This is a genomic window from Paenalcaligenes hermetiae, assembly GCF_039543645.1.
In the GTDB taxonomy this organism is placed as follows: Bacteria; Pseudomonadota; Gammaproteobacteria; order Burkholderiales; family Burkholderiaceae_B; genus Paenalcaligenes; species Paenalcaligenes hermetiae.
In genome coordinates this window covers 88,702-106,254 of the sequence record NZ_BAABKD010000007.1, presented here as the reverse complement: position 1 = coordinate 106,254, position 17,553 = coordinate 88,702, and the positions used below count along the sequence as shown (strand labels likewise).

At 48.0% G+C, this 17,553-nt stretch carries 14 protein-coding genes and 1 tRNA gene; 3 read left to right on the top strand and 12 right to left on the bottom strand.

Annotated features, from left to right (window positions below; all coding sequences use genetic code 11):
• Positions 1 to 95: 95 nt before the first annotated feature.
• The 8 genes from ilvC to ABD980_RS04285 all read right to left on the bottom strand — a co-directional run bounded on the left by ilvC (position 96) and on the right by ABD980_RS04285 (position 9,814).
• Positions 96 to 1,139, bottom strand: coding sequence for a ketol-acid reductoisomerase (gene ilvC, locus ABD980_RS04320; RefSeq protein WP_260649979.1), 1,044 nt, complete (start codon positions 1,137 to 1,139; stop codon positions 96 to 98).
• Between the two features lie 15 nt (positions 1,140 to 1,154).
• Positions 1,155 to 1,646, bottom strand: coding sequence for an acetolactate synthase small subunit (ilvN, locus tag ABD980_RS04315; RefSeq protein WP_260649883.1), 492 nt, complete (start codon positions 1,644 to 1,646; stop codon positions 1,155 to 1,157).
• The gene (gene ilvB, locus ABD980_RS04310) at positions 1,646 to 3,379 is read right to left on the bottom strand and encodes a biosynthetic-type acetolactate synthase large subunit (RefSeq protein WP_260649884.1); all 1,734 of its coding nucleotides are present in this window, start codon (positions 3,377 to 3,379) and stop codon (positions 1,646 to 1,648) included. The genes ilvN and ilvB overlap by 1 nt, the downstream gene beginning before the upstream one ends.
• Before the next feature lie 476 nt (positions 3,380 to 3,855).
• Positions 3,856 to 5,049 carry an acyl-CoA dehydrogenase gene (locus ABD980_RS04305; protein WP_345369863.1) on the bottom strand — a complete coding sequence of 398 codons (1,194 nt, stop codon included), beginning with the start codon at positions 5,047 to 5,049 and terminating at the stop codon, positions 3,856 to 3,858.
• Positions 5,050 to 5,082: 33 nt separating this feature from the next.
• A complete protein-coding gene (locus ABD980_RS04300) occupies positions 5,083 to 6,306 on the bottom strand; it encodes a CaiB/BaiF CoA transferase family protein (RefSeq protein ID WP_345369861.1) in 1,224 nt (407 codons plus the stop codon).
• 14 nt (positions 6,307 to 6,320) lie between these two features.
• Positions 6,321 to 6,743, bottom strand: a complete 423-nt coding sequence (locus ABD980_RS04295) for a DUF1850 domain-containing protein (RefSeq protein WP_345369859.1) — start codon at positions 6,741 to 6,743, stop codon at positions 6,321 to 6,323.
• Positions 6,734 to 8,764, bottom strand: coding sequence for a TRAP transporter permease (locus ABD980_RS04290; RefSeq protein ID WP_345369856.1), 2,031 nt, complete (start codon positions 8,762 to 8,764; stop codon positions 6,734 to 6,736). The genes ABD980_RS04295 and ABD980_RS04290 overlap by 10 nt, the downstream gene beginning before the upstream one ends.
• Before the next feature lie 81 nt (positions 8,765 to 8,845).
• Positions 8,846 to 9,814 (bottom strand): TAXI family TRAP transporter solute-binding subunit, encoded by a 969-nt coding sequence (locus ABD980_RS04285; protein ID WP_345369855.1) that lies wholly within the window; start codon positions 9,812 to 9,814, stop codon positions 8,846 to 8,848.
• A 271-nt stretch (positions 9,815 to 10,085) separates the two neighbouring features.
• Here ABD980_RS04285 and ABD980_RS04280 point away from each other — a divergent pair, with 271 nt between their 5' ends.
• A complete protein-coding gene (locus ABD980_RS04280; RefSeq protein ID WP_345369852.1) occupies positions 10,086 to 12,401 on the top strand; it encodes an FUSC family protein in 2,316 nt (771 codons plus the stop codon).
• Here ABD980_RS04280 and yaaA read toward each other — a convergent pair.
• Both yaaA and ABD980_RS04270 read right to left on the bottom strand, forming a co-directional pair.
• Positions 12,358 to 13,140: a peroxide stress protein YaaA gene (gene yaaA, locus ABD980_RS04275; protein ID WP_300648239.1), complete on the bottom strand. Its 783-nt coding sequence runs from the start codon at positions 13,138 to 13,140 to the stop codon at positions 12,358 to 12,360. The genes ABD980_RS04280 and yaaA overlap by 44 nt on opposite strands.
• A gap of 14 nt (positions 13,141 to 13,154) precedes the next feature.
• Positions 13,155 to 13,937, bottom strand: a complete 783-nt coding sequence (locus ABD980_RS04270) for a 3-hydroxybutyrate dehydrogenase (RefSeq protein ID WP_300648241.1) — start codon at positions 13,935 to 13,937, stop codon at positions 13,155 to 13,157.
• Positions 13,938 to 14,099: 162 nt separating this feature from the next.
• On the opposite strand from ABD980_RS04270, the gene ABD980_RS04265 reads away from it, so the two are divergent.
• Positions 14,100 to 14,189: transfer RNA gene (locus tag ABD980_RS04265), tRNA-Ser, on the top strand.
• A gap of 151 nt (positions 14,190 to 14,340) precedes the next feature.
• Positions 14,341 to 14,712 carry a hypothetical protein gene (locus ABD980_RS04260; RefSeq protein WP_345369848.1) on the top strand — a complete coding sequence of 124 codons (372 nt, stop codon included), beginning with the start codon at positions 14,341 to 14,343 and terminating at the stop codon, positions 14,710 to 14,712.
• 97 nt (positions 14,713 to 14,809) lie between these two features.
• Here the strand turns inward: ABD980_RS04260 and serS are convergent, their stop codons facing one another.
• Both serS and ABD980_RS04250 read right to left on the bottom strand, forming a co-directional pair.
• Positions 14,810 to 16,150: a serine--tRNA ligase gene (gene serS / locus ABD980_RS04255; RefSeq protein ID WP_345369846.1), complete on the bottom strand. Its 1,341-nt coding sequence runs from the start codon at positions 16,148 to 16,150 to the stop codon at positions 14,810 to 14,812.
• Positions 16,151 to 16,215: 65 nt separating this feature from the next.
• Entirely contained in the window at positions 16,216 to 17,550 is a 1,335-nt protein-coding gene (locus tag ABD980_RS04250) for a replication-associated recombination protein A (RefSeq protein ID WP_345369844.1), read from the bottom strand.
• Positions 17,551 to 17,553 lie beyond the last annotated feature (3 nt).

Genomic DNA, 17,553 nt, shown 5'->3' with positions numbered 1-17,553 from the left:
GAAAAGAAAAGCCTATTTTAACGCCAATCAGACCAAGCGACAAAAAAACCTCCGCCATTTTAGGTGGCGGAGGTTTTTAATAGTGACCAGCAAAATTAGTTCTTGCTTTGGTCTACTAGTTTATTAGCTGCAATCCAAGGCATCATCGCACGTAACTGAGCACCCACTTTTTCAATTTGGGACTCTTCGTTAATGCGACGACGTGCTGTCATGGATGGCGCACCGGCAGCGTGCTCAAGAATGAAGTTTTTCGCGTACTCACCATTTTGAATATTGGTTAAGCACTCACGCATGGCTTTGCGCGTTTCGTCGGTAATGATCTTAGGACCAGTTACGTACTCGCCGTATTCCGCGTTATTGGAAATGGAGTAGTTCATGTTGGCAATACCACCCTCGTAGATCAAGTCCACGATGAGCTTGAGTTCGTGCAAGCATTCGAAGTATGCCATTTCGGGGGCATAACCTGCTTCGACCAAGGTATCAAAACCGGCTTTGATGAGCTCAACCGCACCACCACAAAGAACCGCCTGCTCACCAAACAAGTCAGTTTCGGTTTCTTCACGGAAGTTGGTTTCGATAATACCAGCACGGCCACCGCCATTAGCACTGGCATAGGAAAGCGCGATATCACGAGCAGCACCTGATACGTCCTGATATACAGCGATCAGATGGGGCACACCGCCGCCTTGCTGGTAAGTACCACGTACGGTATGGCCAGGGGCTTTAGGAGCCACCATGATTACATCCACGTCTTTGCGGGGTACAACTTGACCGTAGTGAACGTTAAAACCATGTGCAAAAGCCAACGCGGCACCGGCTTTCATGTTGGGCTCTACTTGGGTGCGGTAAACCTCTGCAATATTTTCGTCAGGCAGTAGGATCATGACCACATCGGCATCTTTAACGGCATCCGCCACTTCTTTTACGTTAAGGCCAGCGGCTTCGGCTTTTGCCCAGGAGGCACCGCTTTTACGTAGACCAACCGTTACGTTAACACCCGAGTCATTTAAGTTGTTCGCATGCGCGTAGCCCTGGGAACCGTAACCGATGATGGCAACGTTTTTGCCTTTAATTAAAGACTGATCGCAGTCTTTGTCGTAAAAAACTTTCATGGATAACTCCAAATTAATTTGTGTAATCTGCTTACTACAGCGTTATAGCTTTAAAATTCGTTCGCCACGGCTAATACCTGAGACACCGGTACGTACCGTTTCAAGAATAGCACTGCGATCGATGGCTTGGATGAAGGCGGATATTTTTTCCTGCACCCCAGTTAATTCAATCGTATAGGTTTTGTCCGTTACATCGATGATACGCCCACGGAAAATATCCGCTAAACGTTTCAGTTCTTCGCGCTCTTTACCTACAGCACGGACCTTGATGAGCATTAGCTCACGCTCTACATGGGGACCCTCGGATAGATCAACGACTTTGACCACATCCACTAAACGATTTAAATGTTTTGTAATTTGCTCGATGACCTCGTCTGAACCAATGGTGACGATAGTCATGCGCGATAGTGTATCGTCTTCTGTTGGCGCGACGGTGAGGGTTTCAATGTTATAGCCACGAGCAGAAAACAAGCCTACCACACGAGACAACGCGCCGGGTTCGTTTTCGAGCAGGATAGAGATTACGTGTTTCATTATTCGTCCCCCTCTAGGTCGGCAGCGCTAAGGATCATTTCCGTGAGGCCTTTGCCCGCTTTTACCATAGGCCATACGTTTTCGGTTTGGTCTGTAATAAAGTTCATAAATACCAAACGGTCTTTATGCTTGGTAAAAGCTTCGCGAATGGCTGGCACCACATCCGAGGGGCTCTCAATATGTAAGCCTACATGCCCATAGCTTTCGACTAGCTTTGTGAAATCAGGCAAAGCATCCACGTACGATTCAGAATAACGGGAACCATAATCGATTTCCTGCCATTGACGCACCATACCTAAATAGCGGTTATTTAAGCATAAAATCTTGGGTGTAAGGCGATACTGACTGCAGGTGGAAAGCTCTTGAATATTCATCTGAATCGAGGCTTCACCAGTGATCACAGCCACATCGGCATCTGGGTTCGCCATTTGTACCCCCATGGCGTAAGGCAAGCCAACCCCCATCGTCCCCAATCCGCCAGAGTTAATCCAACGGCGTGGGTGGTTAAAGCGATAGTATTGTGCGGCCCACATTTGGTGCTGTCCAACGTCTGAGGTCACAAAAGCGTTGCCGCCAGTGACTTCCCAAAGCGCTTCTACTACTGACTGTGGTTTAATGACGCTATCGGATTTTTCGTAGGATAGGCTTTTTACGCCACGCCACTCATTGATCTGCTGCCACCATTTGGCCAATGCGGTTTTTTTCGCATTCGAGGCAGATTTGGTTTGGGCGTAAAACTCGTTTAATTCGGTTAGGACGTCTTTGACACAACCAACAATGGGAACATCGGCTTTAACCCGTTTTGAAATTGAAGACGGATCAATGTCAATATGGATGATTTTGCGTGGTACTTGAGCAAAATGACGGGGATTGCCGATTACACGATCATCAAAACGTGCGCCCACCGCAATCAACACATCACAATGCTGCATGGCCATATTGGCTTCGTAAGTGCCGTGCATACCGGGCATACCTACGTACTGATCATCGCAGCCGGGAAAAGCGCCCAAAGCCATGAGCGTGGTTGTACACGGGGCCCCGGTGAGCTTAACCAGTTTATTGACCTGCTCAGAAGCATCGCCCAAAATAGCACCACCGCCCACATATACCATGGGGCGCTCAGCCTGAGCGAGCAGCTGCGCGGCTTTTTTGATCTGCCCCTGATGGCCTTTAGTGACGGGCATGTAGGAGCGTAGTTTAGGCTCGCCCCGTTTAGGCGTATAACGCGCCATTGCTACGGTAATGTCTTTAGGGATATCGACAAGCACCGGACCAGGACGACCCGTTTTAGCAATATAGAAGGCTTTGCGAATAATATCCGCCAAATCTCGTACATCACGTACTAAGAAGTTATGCTTAACACAGGGGCGGGTGATACCGACCGCATCACATTCTTGGAAAGCGTCCTCGCCAATAGCCTGTGTGCCGACTTGGCCACTGATAATCACCATAGGCACTGAGTCCATGTAGGCGGTAGCAATGCCTGTTACGGCATTCGTTAGCCCGGGGCCACTGGTCACTAAAGCCACGCCGACTTTGTTAGAGGAGCGGGAATAAGCATCTGCAGCATGTACTGCAGCTTGTTCATGACGAACTAAGATATGACGAAATTTGTCTTGTTTGAATATCGCATCGTAGATGTATAAAACCGCACCGCCGGGGTAACCAAAAACATGCTCCACCCCTTCTTCGGCCAACGTGCGAACTACGATATCGGCGCCATTGAGTTCCATAATATAAATATTTCCTTTCAGGTTTTGCTCGAATATCCCACCTGGCACCTAAGCCGGAGTCTGGACCAGCTACAGCAACATGATTTAGCGCTTTAAAGCCCACTGAGCTTTTCCACCTAAACACATTACAGAGCCGTCTGCACTCTGTGGAACACGGCAAGCACGCAAACAGTGCGTATAGCTTGAAACGAAAGCTCGGCACCACACGCTTGTGACGCGGCCAGCAGCAGTAAAAAGGCGCAAATTAACAGGCGGATAACCGTAAAACTTAGCCTATTATCCATTCTGGTAAGAATGAATCAAATAGAATAACCCGTTTGGTTCACCCTAAGCAACCCTAAGCCATCGCATGTTGGTATTGTGCAAAGCAAAACCTACATCGTAACGTGTTTTTACAACAAAGGGAGTAAAAAGCGAAAAAAGCCAGCATCCTGTGAAAAACTGGCTTTTTTACTACAAAGGAATTGCGTTATTTTTTAAAAAAAGGCTTGCAGTCCTGTTTGCGCTCGTCCCAAAATCAACGCATGAATATCATGGGTACCCTCATAGGTATTTACCACCTCTAGATTCACCAAATGACGCGCTACACCAAACTCGTCAGAAATCCCATTGCCCCCTAGCATATCTCGCGCTAACCGCGCGATGTCTAATGCCTTGCCGCACGAGTTTCTCTTCATAATTGAGGTAATTTCTACCGCCGCGATCCCCTCGTCTTTCATACGCCCCAAGCGCAAACACCCTTGAAGCGCCAAGGTGATTTCGGTTTGCATGTCCGCAAGCTTTTTCTGAATAAGTTGATTAGCGGCCAATGGGCGCCCAAACTGCTTACGATCTAATGTGTACTGACGTGCGGTGTGCCAACAATCTTCTGCCGCACCCAATGCCCCCCAAGCAATTCCATAGCGCGCCGAATTCAAACACGTAAAGGGTCCACGTAAGCCCGCGACCTTAGGCAACATATGCTCAGCACCGACTTCTACGCCATCCATTACTATTTCCCCAGTAATGGAGGCACGCAAACCAACTTTGCCATGAATCACTGGAGCCGATAACCCCTTCATGCCTTTTTCTAAAATAAAGCCACGGATTTTGCCGTCGTCCTCACCGCCCACGACTTTGGCCCAAACGACAAACACATCAGCAATAGGGGAGTTAGTAATCCACGTTTTATTTCCATGTAAAACATAACCGTCAGCGGTTTTTTTAGCGCGTGTCTCCATCGCCCCCGGATCCGAACCATGGTTCGGCTCTGTTAAACCAAAACAACCTACCCACTCACCACGCGCAAGTTTAGGTAAGTATTTTTGTTTTTGCTCCTCGGAACCAAACTCATAAATCGGCACCATCACCAACGATGACTGCACGCTCATCATGGAGCGATAACCCGAATCAACGCGTTCTACCTCTCGCGCAATCAAACCATAGGACACATAATTTAAACCTGCCCCACCATATGTTTCCGGTATCGTCGCCCCTAATAAACCTAGCTCCCCCATTTCCTGAAAAATAGCGGGATCCGTTTGCTCATTTCTAAAAGCCTCTAGTACCCGAGGAAGTAACTTTTCTTGGGCGTACGCATAGGCAGCATCACGCACCATACGTTCATCCTCATTGAGCTGCAAATCCAAAAGTAATGGATCTTCCCAATGAAAGGTTGGGTTCACAGACATAATGACTCCTTTAGTCGTAAAAGTTAATGCGCTTTAATTTTGTAGCGCTTGTATTTGTGCCTCGGACAGCCCCAACCATGTCGATAACACCTGTTGGGTATGTTCCCCCAGCAAAGGTGGGGGGGTGTCATAGCGTACAGGACTCGCCGAAAACCGTAAGGGGCTGGCTACAAAGTGAGCTGGTCCTGCCAAAGGGTGATCCATGGTGATTTTCATTTGCCGTGCTTGCACCTGTGGGTTGTCATAGACCTGATCTAACGTATTGATGGGGCCAGCCGGCACATTTACCGATTCAAACAAAACCAACCACTCATCGCGAGGCCGCTGTTGGAGTTGCTCTGCTAGTAAAGGAATCAGTTGATCGCGGTGGCGGACTCGCTCAGGATTAGTGGCAAAACGTGGATCCTTGGCTAACGTCGGCAGCCCTATCGCTTGAGTAAATGCTTTAAATTGAGAGTCATTTCCTACCGCTACAATCATATGCCCATCGGCGACACTAAATACTTGATAAGGCACCAAGTTGGGGTGAGCATTACCCGTGCGTGTAGGCGGTTGCCCTGAAGCTAAATAATTCATATTTTGGTTTGCTAGCATCGCTACCTGACAATCCAATAGTGCCATATCAATATGCTGTCCCAAACCACTACGCTGGCGCTCATAAAGCGCAGCTAGCACCCCAACGGTGGCATACATACCAGTCATCAAGTCCGCCACCGCCACCCCCGCTTTTTGTGGGCCCCCACCAGGTAGATCATCTCGCTCCCCGGTGATGCTCATTAAGCCCCCCATCGCCTGGATCATAAAATCATAACCAGGGCGAGTGGCATAAGGCCCATTTTGACCAAAACCTGTAATCGAGCAATAAATCAAGCGCGGGTTCACGGCTCGTAGGCTTTCATAATCCAACCCATATTTTTTTAATCCGCCCACTTTAAAGTTTTCAACTAAAATATCGCACTGTGCCGCAAGCTCACGGATGGCGTGGGCTCCTGCCGTAGTAGACATATCAATGGTGACGGATTTTTTATTCCGGTTCGCTGCAGCATAATAAGCCGCCTCGGTCGTGTCTTGCCCCTTTTGGTCTCGCAGATAAGGCGGCCCCCAGCCTCGGGTATCATCACCGCTTTGTGGGCGCTCGACTTTAATCACCTCGGCACCTAAGTCCGCTAAATTTTGGGTACACCAAGGCCCAGCTAAAACGCGGGTTAAATCTAAGACACGGATCCCAGTCAAAGGGGCTTGTCGTTGTTCTGTCACGGTTCTTGTCTCCGTTATTGGTTATGTTCTATAGCTTTGATACAAGGGCTCAATAACGTTACACCGCCGTCGCGCGGCATATACGCCGATAAGGGCAAACAACCCGATGAGTCACACCACTCATAATCTGGCGTAAACTCTGAGCGCATCAAAGGAAGCGTTTGCGGTGTAGGTGCTAAGGGCTGATATACGTACCAACCCTGCTCCCAATACGACTGCTCGGGTGGCTCCATCCCTGCCGCGGAGCCCCGTATCCGTGTTTTGAGCGCTTTGAGTACAGGTTGTTTCTGATCGGCGTCATACTCTACTCGATAATGCTCTTCCCAGCGCTGTTTTTCAATCGAATGTGTCCAAGACAAAACAAAATCTGCACTAGGGATAAAAACCGGAGGTATATGCAACGCTGCCGCCAACTGCAAACAGACACCTAATTGCATAAAGGCGGTGTTCCTAATTTGTGCCGGCGTACCCGCCACCCATGCCAAATAAAAAACAATACCGTTGCTACAGCCCCGATTTGATCAGAAACCGGATTTGCCCATACCAACAACGCAGCAGCGGCCACAACATAAATACGCTCAAGCCAGTTTAAATGTGTTAACAAAAACCCGGTGGCGCCCGCCCCCCACAGCACAATGGCCAGTACGGCTTTAACAAGCACAAATATGACTTCGCCAAAATGGCTATAGTTTTGCAGCATCAATGCTGGCGCATACACAGCCATATAAGGCACAACAAAGCCGGCAATCGCTACCCGTATGGCTTGAAAACTGATTTTTAAGCCTGTGCTTTTTGCAATAGGAGCCGCTGCAAATGCCGCCAACGCCACTGGTGGGGTTAAATCCGCCATGATGCCAAAATAAAAAACAAACATGTGGGACACAATCAGCGGTACGCCAAGCTTAAGTAAAATCGGAGCCGCCAACGAACTAGTAATAATATAGTTGGGAATAGTCGGAATCCCCATGCCCAAAATCAAGCATGTCACCATAGTTAAAAACAGGGCCAGCAATAAATTATCTTGCCCGATGGCGATCACTTGCCCACCGAATTCGGCGGCCACACCGGTTAAATTGATCACGCCAATGATGACACCAACCAGCGCGCAGGCCACGGCGACGGGTAAAGCATGACGTGCCCCATCCGCTAAGGAAAGTATGGATTCTTTTAAAACCGGCTCAGACGTGCGACGCCACAGCAAAAGCGCTACCAGTACAGCAACAATCACAAAAAAGCTGATCACGCCAAACTGCAAAAAACCACTGCACGCTAAAGCAAGTAACACCCAAAACAAATAGTGCAGTGAGCGTCTGGAGACACCTGTAATGACCGCAGAGCCAAAAATCAAAATCACAGTTAAACCCAAGCCTACTGTCCCTGAAAACAAGGGCGTATAACCCGAGAATAACAAGGCAACTAAGCCCACGAGAGGAATCAGCAAATACCATCGCTCACGTACAGCAGCCCATGGATTTGGGCACTCTGACTTCGGTAAACCGTCTAACCCCTTGCGACCCGCTTCCAAATGCACCGTCCAAAATACCGTAAAAAAGTAAAGAATCGCTGGAATAATGGCGGCCTTAACAATCTCCACATAGGGCACATTAATGGTTTCAGCCATAATAAACGCCACGGCACCCATCACTGGTGGCATGATCTGCCCCCCCATACTGGATGTGGCCTCTACGCCCCCAGCAAACGAGGGAGAATAGCCAAAACGCTTCATCAAAGGAATGGTAAATTGTCCCGTGGTCACCACGTTTGCTACACCGGAACCATTAATCGTGCCCATTAGCCCTGAGCTCACTACAGAAACCTTAGCGGGTCCCCCGCGACTATGTCCGACCGTACCCATCGCGAAATCACTAAATAACGTGATCATGCCCGCCCGCTCTAAAAAGGAACCAAATAAAATAAACAAAAAAATGTACGTCGAAGACACATAGGTAGGCGTTCCATAAATACCCTCAGTGCCAAAACTTAATGTGCTTATAATTTGATCAAAACCATATCCTCTATGCATAAAAGGCCCTGGTAAATACTCGCCAAATAAGCCATAGAGTAAAAACAACGCACAAATCAACGGTAGAGCCAGCCCCATCACCCGCCGCGTGGCATCAAATACCAATACCAACAACACAATGCCCACGATCATATCGGTCTGTGTCATTTCTCCTGCTCGAGCGGTCAGGTCCGACTCAAACACCCAATGATAAAAACTAAAAACAAACCCTACTAACCCAAATCCTGCCCCTAGCCATGGCACTCGTCGCCCAAAAAAGTAGGGATACAGGCTAAATACCATCCACAGCACAAACCCAACATGTAAGGCTCGAATGACTTGGCTCGACATGGGGCTAAAAGCAGCCGTGTAAATTTGGAACGCTGAAAACAAAACCGCAATGCCAAATACCCAGCCTGTTAACGGGGTAGCGGTTGTACTTTGATCTTGTGTCATGAAACCGACCTTTTTGTATGGCTTAGTGCAGGAGACCCGTTGGATAGCGGTCTCCTGATGAGCTAAAAACAAGACAAAGCTTTATTGCATGATGCCTTTTTCTTTGTAGTAACGCTCCGCTCCCGGATGAATGGGCACAGGCATACCATTTACCGCGTTTTCTATACGAATCGCTTTAGCTGCATTATGTGAAGACTGTAGTACGTCAAGGTTTTCATACAAGACCTTGGTCATCTCATAAGCCAGCTCATCTGATACCCCAGAATGGGTCACCAGAAAATTAGGAATAGCTGCAGTCGGTAAATCCTCGGTTTGACCGGCATAGGTATTCGCTGGAATCACAGCAGGCTGATAGGCCGCATCCCCCACCTTTTCTACCACCTCGTGTGGCACGGGCACTACGACGATTTTAACTGCCGTAGCTAAGTCTCGAATGGAGGCAACGCCCAATCCGGCCGACTGCAAGGTGGCATCCAACTGCCGGTTTTTCATTAGCTCCACCGATTCTCCAAAAGGTAAATATTCCACCTTGGAAAAATCGTCATAGCTTAAACCAGCCGCTTTAAAAATTGCCCGCGCATTCAGCTCTGTACCAGAGCGAGCCGCACCTACCGAAATTCGTTTGCCTTTTAAGTCTTCTAAAGACTGAATCCCCGCTTCAGCATTGGCCACAATTTGAATGTAATTGTTATACGTTGCCGATAAACCGCGTAATTTATCTAATTTTTTCGTAAAACCGGCCTCGGCATTACCTTTCCAGGCATCCGACACGGAATCCGCCAAAGCCCAAGCCAGCTCTCCTCTTCCGGCTTGTAAAAGATTCATGTTCTCTGCTGAAGCCTTGGTAACTTGCGCTATGGCTTTAACCCCTGGGATTTTTTGCGCATACAACTGCGATAACGCCACACCCAATGGGTAATAAACTCCGCTCTGCCCCCCTGTTAACACATTCACAAATTGCGCTTTTTGTGCTTGCACCGCTCCTGACACCAAAGCCGTTAATGAAATCAGACCTGCTGCTGCCCCTACCGCCCATTTTTTTATACGCATAGGATGTCTCCTGTTGTGTTGATAAACACGTTTTATAAAAGTTGATTAGTCATACAATCACGCCAAGCCCCCTTTTACACAAGCAGGGATTTCCCTCAAGCCGATATAAAACACCTTGTACTTTTGGACTTAGGTCCTGATGGCTCACTGGCTTTTTCATTCCTTTGGCTCCCCTAAAAATTACGTCTCTAGGTATACTTAGTCCTTAGGTATTTTTAAATTAGCTCGCCCTAAAACGCCGCCTCTTAAAGCGGGGAAGATATCCACTTCTATGCTATTGCCCATCCCTCCATTACAGCGTTTTATCTACAGTCATTATTTACTGGGTGGCTTGCGACAATCATTAGGGGTATTGCTCCCTGTTACCATTCTGGGTGGCTTTTTTAAGCTGTATGACATTGGGGTGGTGATCTCCATGGGCGCACTCTGCGTAGCTATTGTCGACCAGCCGGGTGGGCCACGGCGCTATCGCAGTAATGAAATGCTGGGCGCGGCAGCTTTAGGTACATTCACTGTCTTTATTACCGGGCTAAGCTCTTCTTCACCGCTCCTAATTTGGTTGCTTGTGCCGATATTGAGCTTTGTGTATTCCATGCTCAATGTTTTTGGTAAGCGCGGCGGGCTCATTGGCTTTGCGTGCTTGCTATTAATGGCGTTGACCTTACGCTTTCCTATGAGTCCAAACGAGGTCTTCATCCATACGTTGTATTCGGGTAGCGGCGCCTTTTTTTATTTTTTATTCAGCAGTTTATTCAGACAAGTTCTGCTCTACCGAGAAGAACGACGCACCTTATCCGTTGCCTTGTTTTCCACAGCCGAATACATGGTGCGGCGCTCTCGTTTTTACGATCCTGACACCGATCTGGATGCTAACTATCGTGATTTAATTCGTATCCAAGCCGATATGACAGAGGCTCACCAAGCAGCACGAGACATGGTTTTACGCGAATTACCCCGAGGCGGAAAAGGCCATGCTGAAACACACCGTCTCGCGCTGCTCAGCCTTTTTGTAAATATGATTAGCTTGTTGGATTCGATGGTTGCCACCCACACCGACTATGCCAATTTACGGCGTCGAATGGCGGACAGCGATTTTATGATTTTTGCGCGCGATGCCTTGTTTAAAATGGCCTTAGATGTAGGACATATCGCTCTAAATGTATCGCGCCATCGTAAAACCAAACAGCGCCAAAGCGTCAAAGCAGAACTACGGGCAATGGAATATGAGTTAGAGCGTTATAAACGAAGTGGACTCAACCGCGAAGAGCCGGAGATTTATGCGCTTTTAGTACAGATTCTAAGGCGCTTGCGCAATGCCCAAAAAACCATCGATCATATGGCAGCGCAGACCCGTAGCCCCAGCACAGATATTCCATTGGATCAATATCTAGAAAAATCGTTAAGCCGCTTTTTATCCCGCGAGGAAATTCGCCTAGGCATGCTAACGAGTAACCTACGTTGGGATTCTTCGAGTTTTCGCTATGCTGTGCGGGTTAGCTGTGCCACGTTATTGGGCTTAACCGTCCCCACTGTCGTTGCTTATTTCTCACCGAATATTGAGATCCTAAATGCAATGACTTCGTACAGCCATTGGATTATTTTGACCTCTTTAGTTATTTTAAAACCCGGCTTTGCATTAACCAAACAACGCAATAGTTGGCGACTGATCGGCACTGTACTGGGTTGCGCGCTAACTTTTTTCCTATTTCGATTCACCTCTAATCTGGATGTGTATTTTGTCATTATGCTGTTTGCTTATATTTTGGGTAACAGCCTTGTCCAGATGAATTTTATGCTCTCCGCGGTATTTAACACCATTTTTGTTTTGGTGTCGTTCCAGTTTTTACATACCGAGGGTAGCTTTGTAATTGGTGAAAGACTCCTCGACACAATTATTGGTAGTGTGATTGCCCTTATTTGCAGTTATGTGTTGCCATGGTGGGAGTCCAATTCCATGAGCAATTTTGCTAACGAAGCTCTAGGTGCAAATAAAAACTATTTACAAACCGGGCTGCACTATGCAGCGCTTCAACGCCAATACAATGCAGCAACCACCACGCCCCATTCCGCAGCTCAGGCACTGGCGCTTAGCCCGGACACGCTTGCGAAACTGGAATATGACTTAAATGAAGCCGACACCCAATGGCAACTGGCGCGTCGTAATGTGCACGTAGCCTTTAGTAATTTTGCCTCGGGCTTTTATCGCATGATGAATGAGCCCACTAGCCGCCAATATAATGTGGCCTTATTGAATAATTTATTAATCCAGAACCATGTGCTGGCATCCCAAATCAGTGCCGCTGTCCCGCTGCTGGCCTCATTAACAGAGATCCCCCCAGGGATAGAAACGGCGCTGGTAGCTATTGAGCGTGAGCTAAATAATGCCGATGCACCACCAGTGGGGTCGTTAGAGACGGAGGGGGATTTTGCAATGCTAGCTTATCCATTACGACAAATGATAAAAGCCGCACAGCTGATCCGACAAGATATGCGCGGCTTAGTATTGAGCTCTGGACCACCCACCCCCACCCAGCTAGATCTACTTAAACCGATTCCGGTCGACGAAAAACCAACTTCGTCGCTGTAGATACTTCGGGGGTATAACGATAGCCATCGCTATTAAACCCCTGTAGCTCCTCCACATGTTGCACTTGGTTATCAATGGCATAGCGCACCATCAGCCCACGCGCTTTTTTGGCATAAAAGCTGATGATTTTCCAATCCTCGCCCTTTTGATCTTGGAAAACACACTCCACTACTGAAGCGCGTAATGATTTGGTATCCACCGCTTTGAAATACTCGTTGGACGCCAAATTCACTACCACCGGATTCGGATCAGCCTGTTGAGCAAAATGCTGATCGATATAGGTCGCTAATTGGCTCCCCCAGTACTCGTAGAGATTTTTGCCTTGAGGTGTAGCAAGCCGTGTGCCCATCTCTAGCCGATATGGCTGCATTAAATCCAAAGGTCGTAGCACCCCATAAAGACCGCTTAACACCAAAACATGTTGCTGCGCCCATTGCAGTTGTGCATCGGATAGCGTTTTCGCTTGTAACCCCTCGTAAACGTCCCCATCAAAAGCCAAAATCGCTTGACGCGCATTATCCAGCGAAAACTCAGGTGACCAATCCGCATAGCGTTGTACATTCAGCGTAGTTAACGCATCGCTTAATTTCATTAGTTTTTGCACTTGCTCTGGCGTTTGCTCTCGTAAGACTGAAATCAAAGCTTGAGCTTGGGGAATGAATTGCGGTTGCGTATGTAAGGTTGTACGCACTGGCGAATCATAGTCCAGTTTTTTAGCAGGAGATAATAAAAATAGCATACTGACTTCCTGTTTTAACGCGCCGTCCAGCCACCATCCAGCGTCATCGTTGTACCTGTCATCTGCTCAGCGGCCTCTGAACACAAAAAGACCACCGCCCCCCCAATTTGAGCTGGTGTCACAAACTGCAAAGAGGGTTGTTTTTCAGCAAGAAGCGCTTTTGCCGCGGTTTCTATGTCACAGTTATTTTTGGCAGCCAAAGCTTCAATTTGAGCCTCGACCAAAGGCGTGCGGACCCACCCTGGGCAAATCGCATTACATGTAATCCCTGAGCCAGCGTTCTCTAGAGCAGTGACCTTAGTCAAGCCGACCACACCATGCTTAGCAGCCACATAAGCCGATTTGTTTTCTGAAGCCACAAGACCATGCGTAGAGGCGATATTAATAACACGCCCCCAGCCTTTTTTCTGCATATGTGGTAAAGCCGCTGCCGTCGTGTGGAACACTGCGGATAGGTTTAAGGCAATAATTTGATCCCAGCGGTCAACAGGAAAATTTTCAATGCGGTCTGTATGCTGGATACCAGCGTTATTCACTAAAATATCAATACCACCTGTTAACTGAGCTGCTTGTTGAATAAACTGGCGCGTGGTTTCAGGCTGACTGAGGTCGGCATGCAAATAATACGCTTTCACATCATTTTGGAGTTCGATATTCACGCGAAGTTTTTCAATCTCATCCGCATCACCAAACCCATTTAACACCACATTTGCGCCATGCGCGGCCAATTGTTGTGCAATTGCTAACCCAATCCCACTGGTGGAGCCGGTAATAACAGCGGTTTTATCAGTAAGCATATATTTCTCCAGATAACTGTGGTGTTGACCACGAAAAGAACCTATTAAGTGTAACGCGTCACCCTAAAAGGGAAAACCGATTTTATCTATTTAAAGGGCTGGTCTTTTTAGTGGTTTTTCTGCTAGAATGACTGCTTTACATTTTTAGTAAAAAATGAATGCGGACAGGTGGCAGAGTGGTCGAATGCGCTGGACTCGAAATCCAGTATACGTGCAAGCGTATCGTGAGTTCGAATCTCACCCTGTCCGCCACCCTATACCCAATCCCGTGCCTAGGCGCGGGATTTTTTTGTCCAAAATATGCTTGCAAAGCACGTGGTTGGCTTTTATATTAGTTAAGACAACATCGTTAATGATTTGTCACCCGTGCATTTTAGGCGGGTCTCTTTTAAAGGAGTCCGTTATGCATATTCAATCTTTTCAATGGGTTATTGATCAAAACGCGGATGGGCGTATCAGCTACTGGGAAACTTGGGAAACCGTGCGCTGGGCCTTCCACCTTCCGGGTAATCTTTTCATTGAACTCTTAGGCCAATTCCCAACTCTAGCTAACCTTTTACATATCTCGGCTTCAAGCTCTACTGGCTATGCCAGCTTAAATAGCTTATTAAGCAAAGCCCTTTCTTTATTTGTTTGGTTAACACTTATGGTATGGCTACTTAATCGTAGCTCTCGTCCAAAACGCCAAAAACACTACCTAGATGAAAACTCTGGTACACAACCTTTACTTTTACCGATGCCCAAAGATTACCCCGTACTACGTAATCGTCACTAAATCATATAATAAGCCCGCTCTAAAGCGGGCTGTTTATATTAGTCTTTTACTGATTTTTCATCTATGACAAACCCAGCTTAAGCTAGGTTAAATAAACTTAAGCCTCAGTGGGGTAAAGATGTGTTTCCCCCCCCATATAAGGGCGCAAGACCTCTGGGATCACCACACTGCCATCGGCTTGTTGATAGTTCTCTAATACGGCGACTAAAGCACGCCCTACCGCTAAACCAGAACCATTTAGCGTATGCACATATTCTGGACGCCCTTTTTCGGGACGGAAACGCGCCTGTAAGCGTCGAGCCTGAAACGCCTCGCAGTTAGAAATAGAAGAAATCTCTCGCCACGTATTTTGTGCGGGCAGCCAAACCTCTAGGTCATACGTTTTGGCAGCAGAAAACCCCATATCCCCAGTGCATAAGGACACCACACGATAAGGTAAGCCCAAGCGCTGTAAGATGCTTTCAGCATGGCCTACCATCTCTTCCAGTGCAGCATACGAATGCTCAGGATGCACGATCTGAACCATTTCTACTTTATCGAATTGGTGTTGACGAATAATCCCTCGTGTATCACGCCCACCACTACCGGCCTCGGAACGGAAACAAGGCGTGTGCGCCGTTAAACGCATGGGTAGCTCTGTCGAAGCTAAAATCTCATCACGCACGGTTCCTGTCAAAGTAATTTCCGATGTGGAAATCAAATAGAGGTCCTCGGCAGGGCCTTCTTCCTCGTCCGTATGGTTCTGCCCACCTTTGGTGACCCAAAACATATCCTCTTTAAACTTAGGTAACTGTCCGGTGCCATACAAAGTAGAGCTATTTACAATATAGGGGGTATAGCATTCGGTATAGCCATGCTCCTCGGTTTGCACATCCAACATAAATTGTGCTAGGGCCCGATGTAGCTTAGCTATCTGCCCACGTAACACCATAAATCGAGCCCCTGATAGTTTTCGTGCTGCCTCAAAATCCAAGCCCAGCTTTTCGCCTACAGCAACATGATCTTGGGTTTCAAAATCAAAAGGGGTAGGCAAAGCATCCGCTGCTGCATTTCCTGGTACCCAACGACGTACCTCTACATTCTGCTCCTCGGACTCACCAACAGGAACGGATGCATGGGGTAAGTTAGGAATACCGCTCAACCACTCGTGCAGTTCGGACTGGATGGCAGTCAACTCTTTTTCTAGTTCATGCAACTGCTGCGGAATGGCTTTGGACTCAGCCATTTCTTTAGAAGCGTCTTCGCCTTTCGCTTTTAGCTGCCCAATGAGTTTAGACACGGTGTTACGACGCGCCTGGAGGTTTTCTGTTTCTACTTGTACGGCCTTACGACGCGACTCGAGTCGGTTAAAACGCTCCGTATCAAAAACAACCCCACGGGTGGCCAAGGCCGCTACGACCTCATCTAAATTTTTACGCAACAGTGTAATGTCTAACATAACAATAGGCTCAAGGAATGATAAGAATTAAAGAATTGTAGCGAAATCAGCGCGAATAATTAAGCTTAGGAGGTTTTTTTAGAGCGTGCCTGCCGATCCAGCTCGGCTAAAAACTGTAACTTCGCTTTGATTTTTTGCTCTAAACCTCGATCGGTTGGCTGATAAAAGCGCGGCTTTAAACCGTCAGGAAAATAGTGCTCGGCCGCCGCATAACCATGGGGCTCATCATGGGCATACCGATAAGCTTTGCCATGCCCTAGCTGTTTCATGAGTTGAGTTGGCGCATTGCGCAAATGCACAGGGACCGGGGCACTGCCATGCTCTGCAGCAAAACGACGCGCTTGATTGTAAGCCATATAACCCGCATTGCTTTTAGCCGCAACCGCCAAATAAATCACAGCTTGTGCCAAAGCGAGCTCGCCCTCGGGTGAGCCTAGCCGCTCATACGTAGTGGCTGCATCATTCGCAATTTGTAGCGCCCGAGGATCCGCCAAACCAATATCTTCCCAGGCCATGCGCACAATACGACGTGATAAATAGGAGGCATCAGCGCCACCATCAATCATCCGACAAAACCAATATAATGCGGCATCTGGGTCCGAACCACGCACGGACTTATGCAACGCGCTGATCTGGTCATAGAATGCATCGCCCCCTTTATCAAAACGGCGTAAACTTTGTGACAAGGCCTGCTCCAAATAAGCCTGATCGACCGTTTGCACCTGTGCCGTTTGTGCTGACTCAGCCACTACCTCTACGGCATTAATCAAGCGTCGCGCATCGCCATCAGCCCATGTTGCTAACTGTTGCTTCGCTTCTGGCGTAAACACCAAATTCGCCTGAGCATCATTAACATACACGGCCACCGCTCGATTCGCTAAAACGGTTAGCTCCTCGACACTCAAGGGTTGGAGCACATAAACGCGCGCACGCGACAGTAGCGCCGAGTTGACCTCAAAAGAAGGGTTTTCTGTTGTGGCACCGATAAACGTTAACAAACCGCTTTCTACATAGGGTAAAAACGCATCCTGCTGAGCTTTATTAAAACGATGGACTTCGTCTACAAATAAAATCGTACGTCGCCCTTGGCCTTGGGCCACTTGGGCTTTGACCACCGCATCACGAATATCTTTAACACCACCAAGCACTGCAGAAATTGCAATAAACTGGGCATCAAAACCATCCGCCATCATACGCGCCAAGGTCGTTTTCCCCACCCCTGGGGGGCCCCAGAAAATCATAGAATGCGGGCGCCCCGAGGCAAAAGCGACACGCAACGGCTTGCCCTCGCCGATGAGATGGCTTTGCCCCACAACCTCATCCAGCTGACGCGGGCGCAAGCGTTCTGCCAACGGAGCATAGTTTTGGGGCGAGGAAGATTGAAAAAGGTCGGGTTCCATACA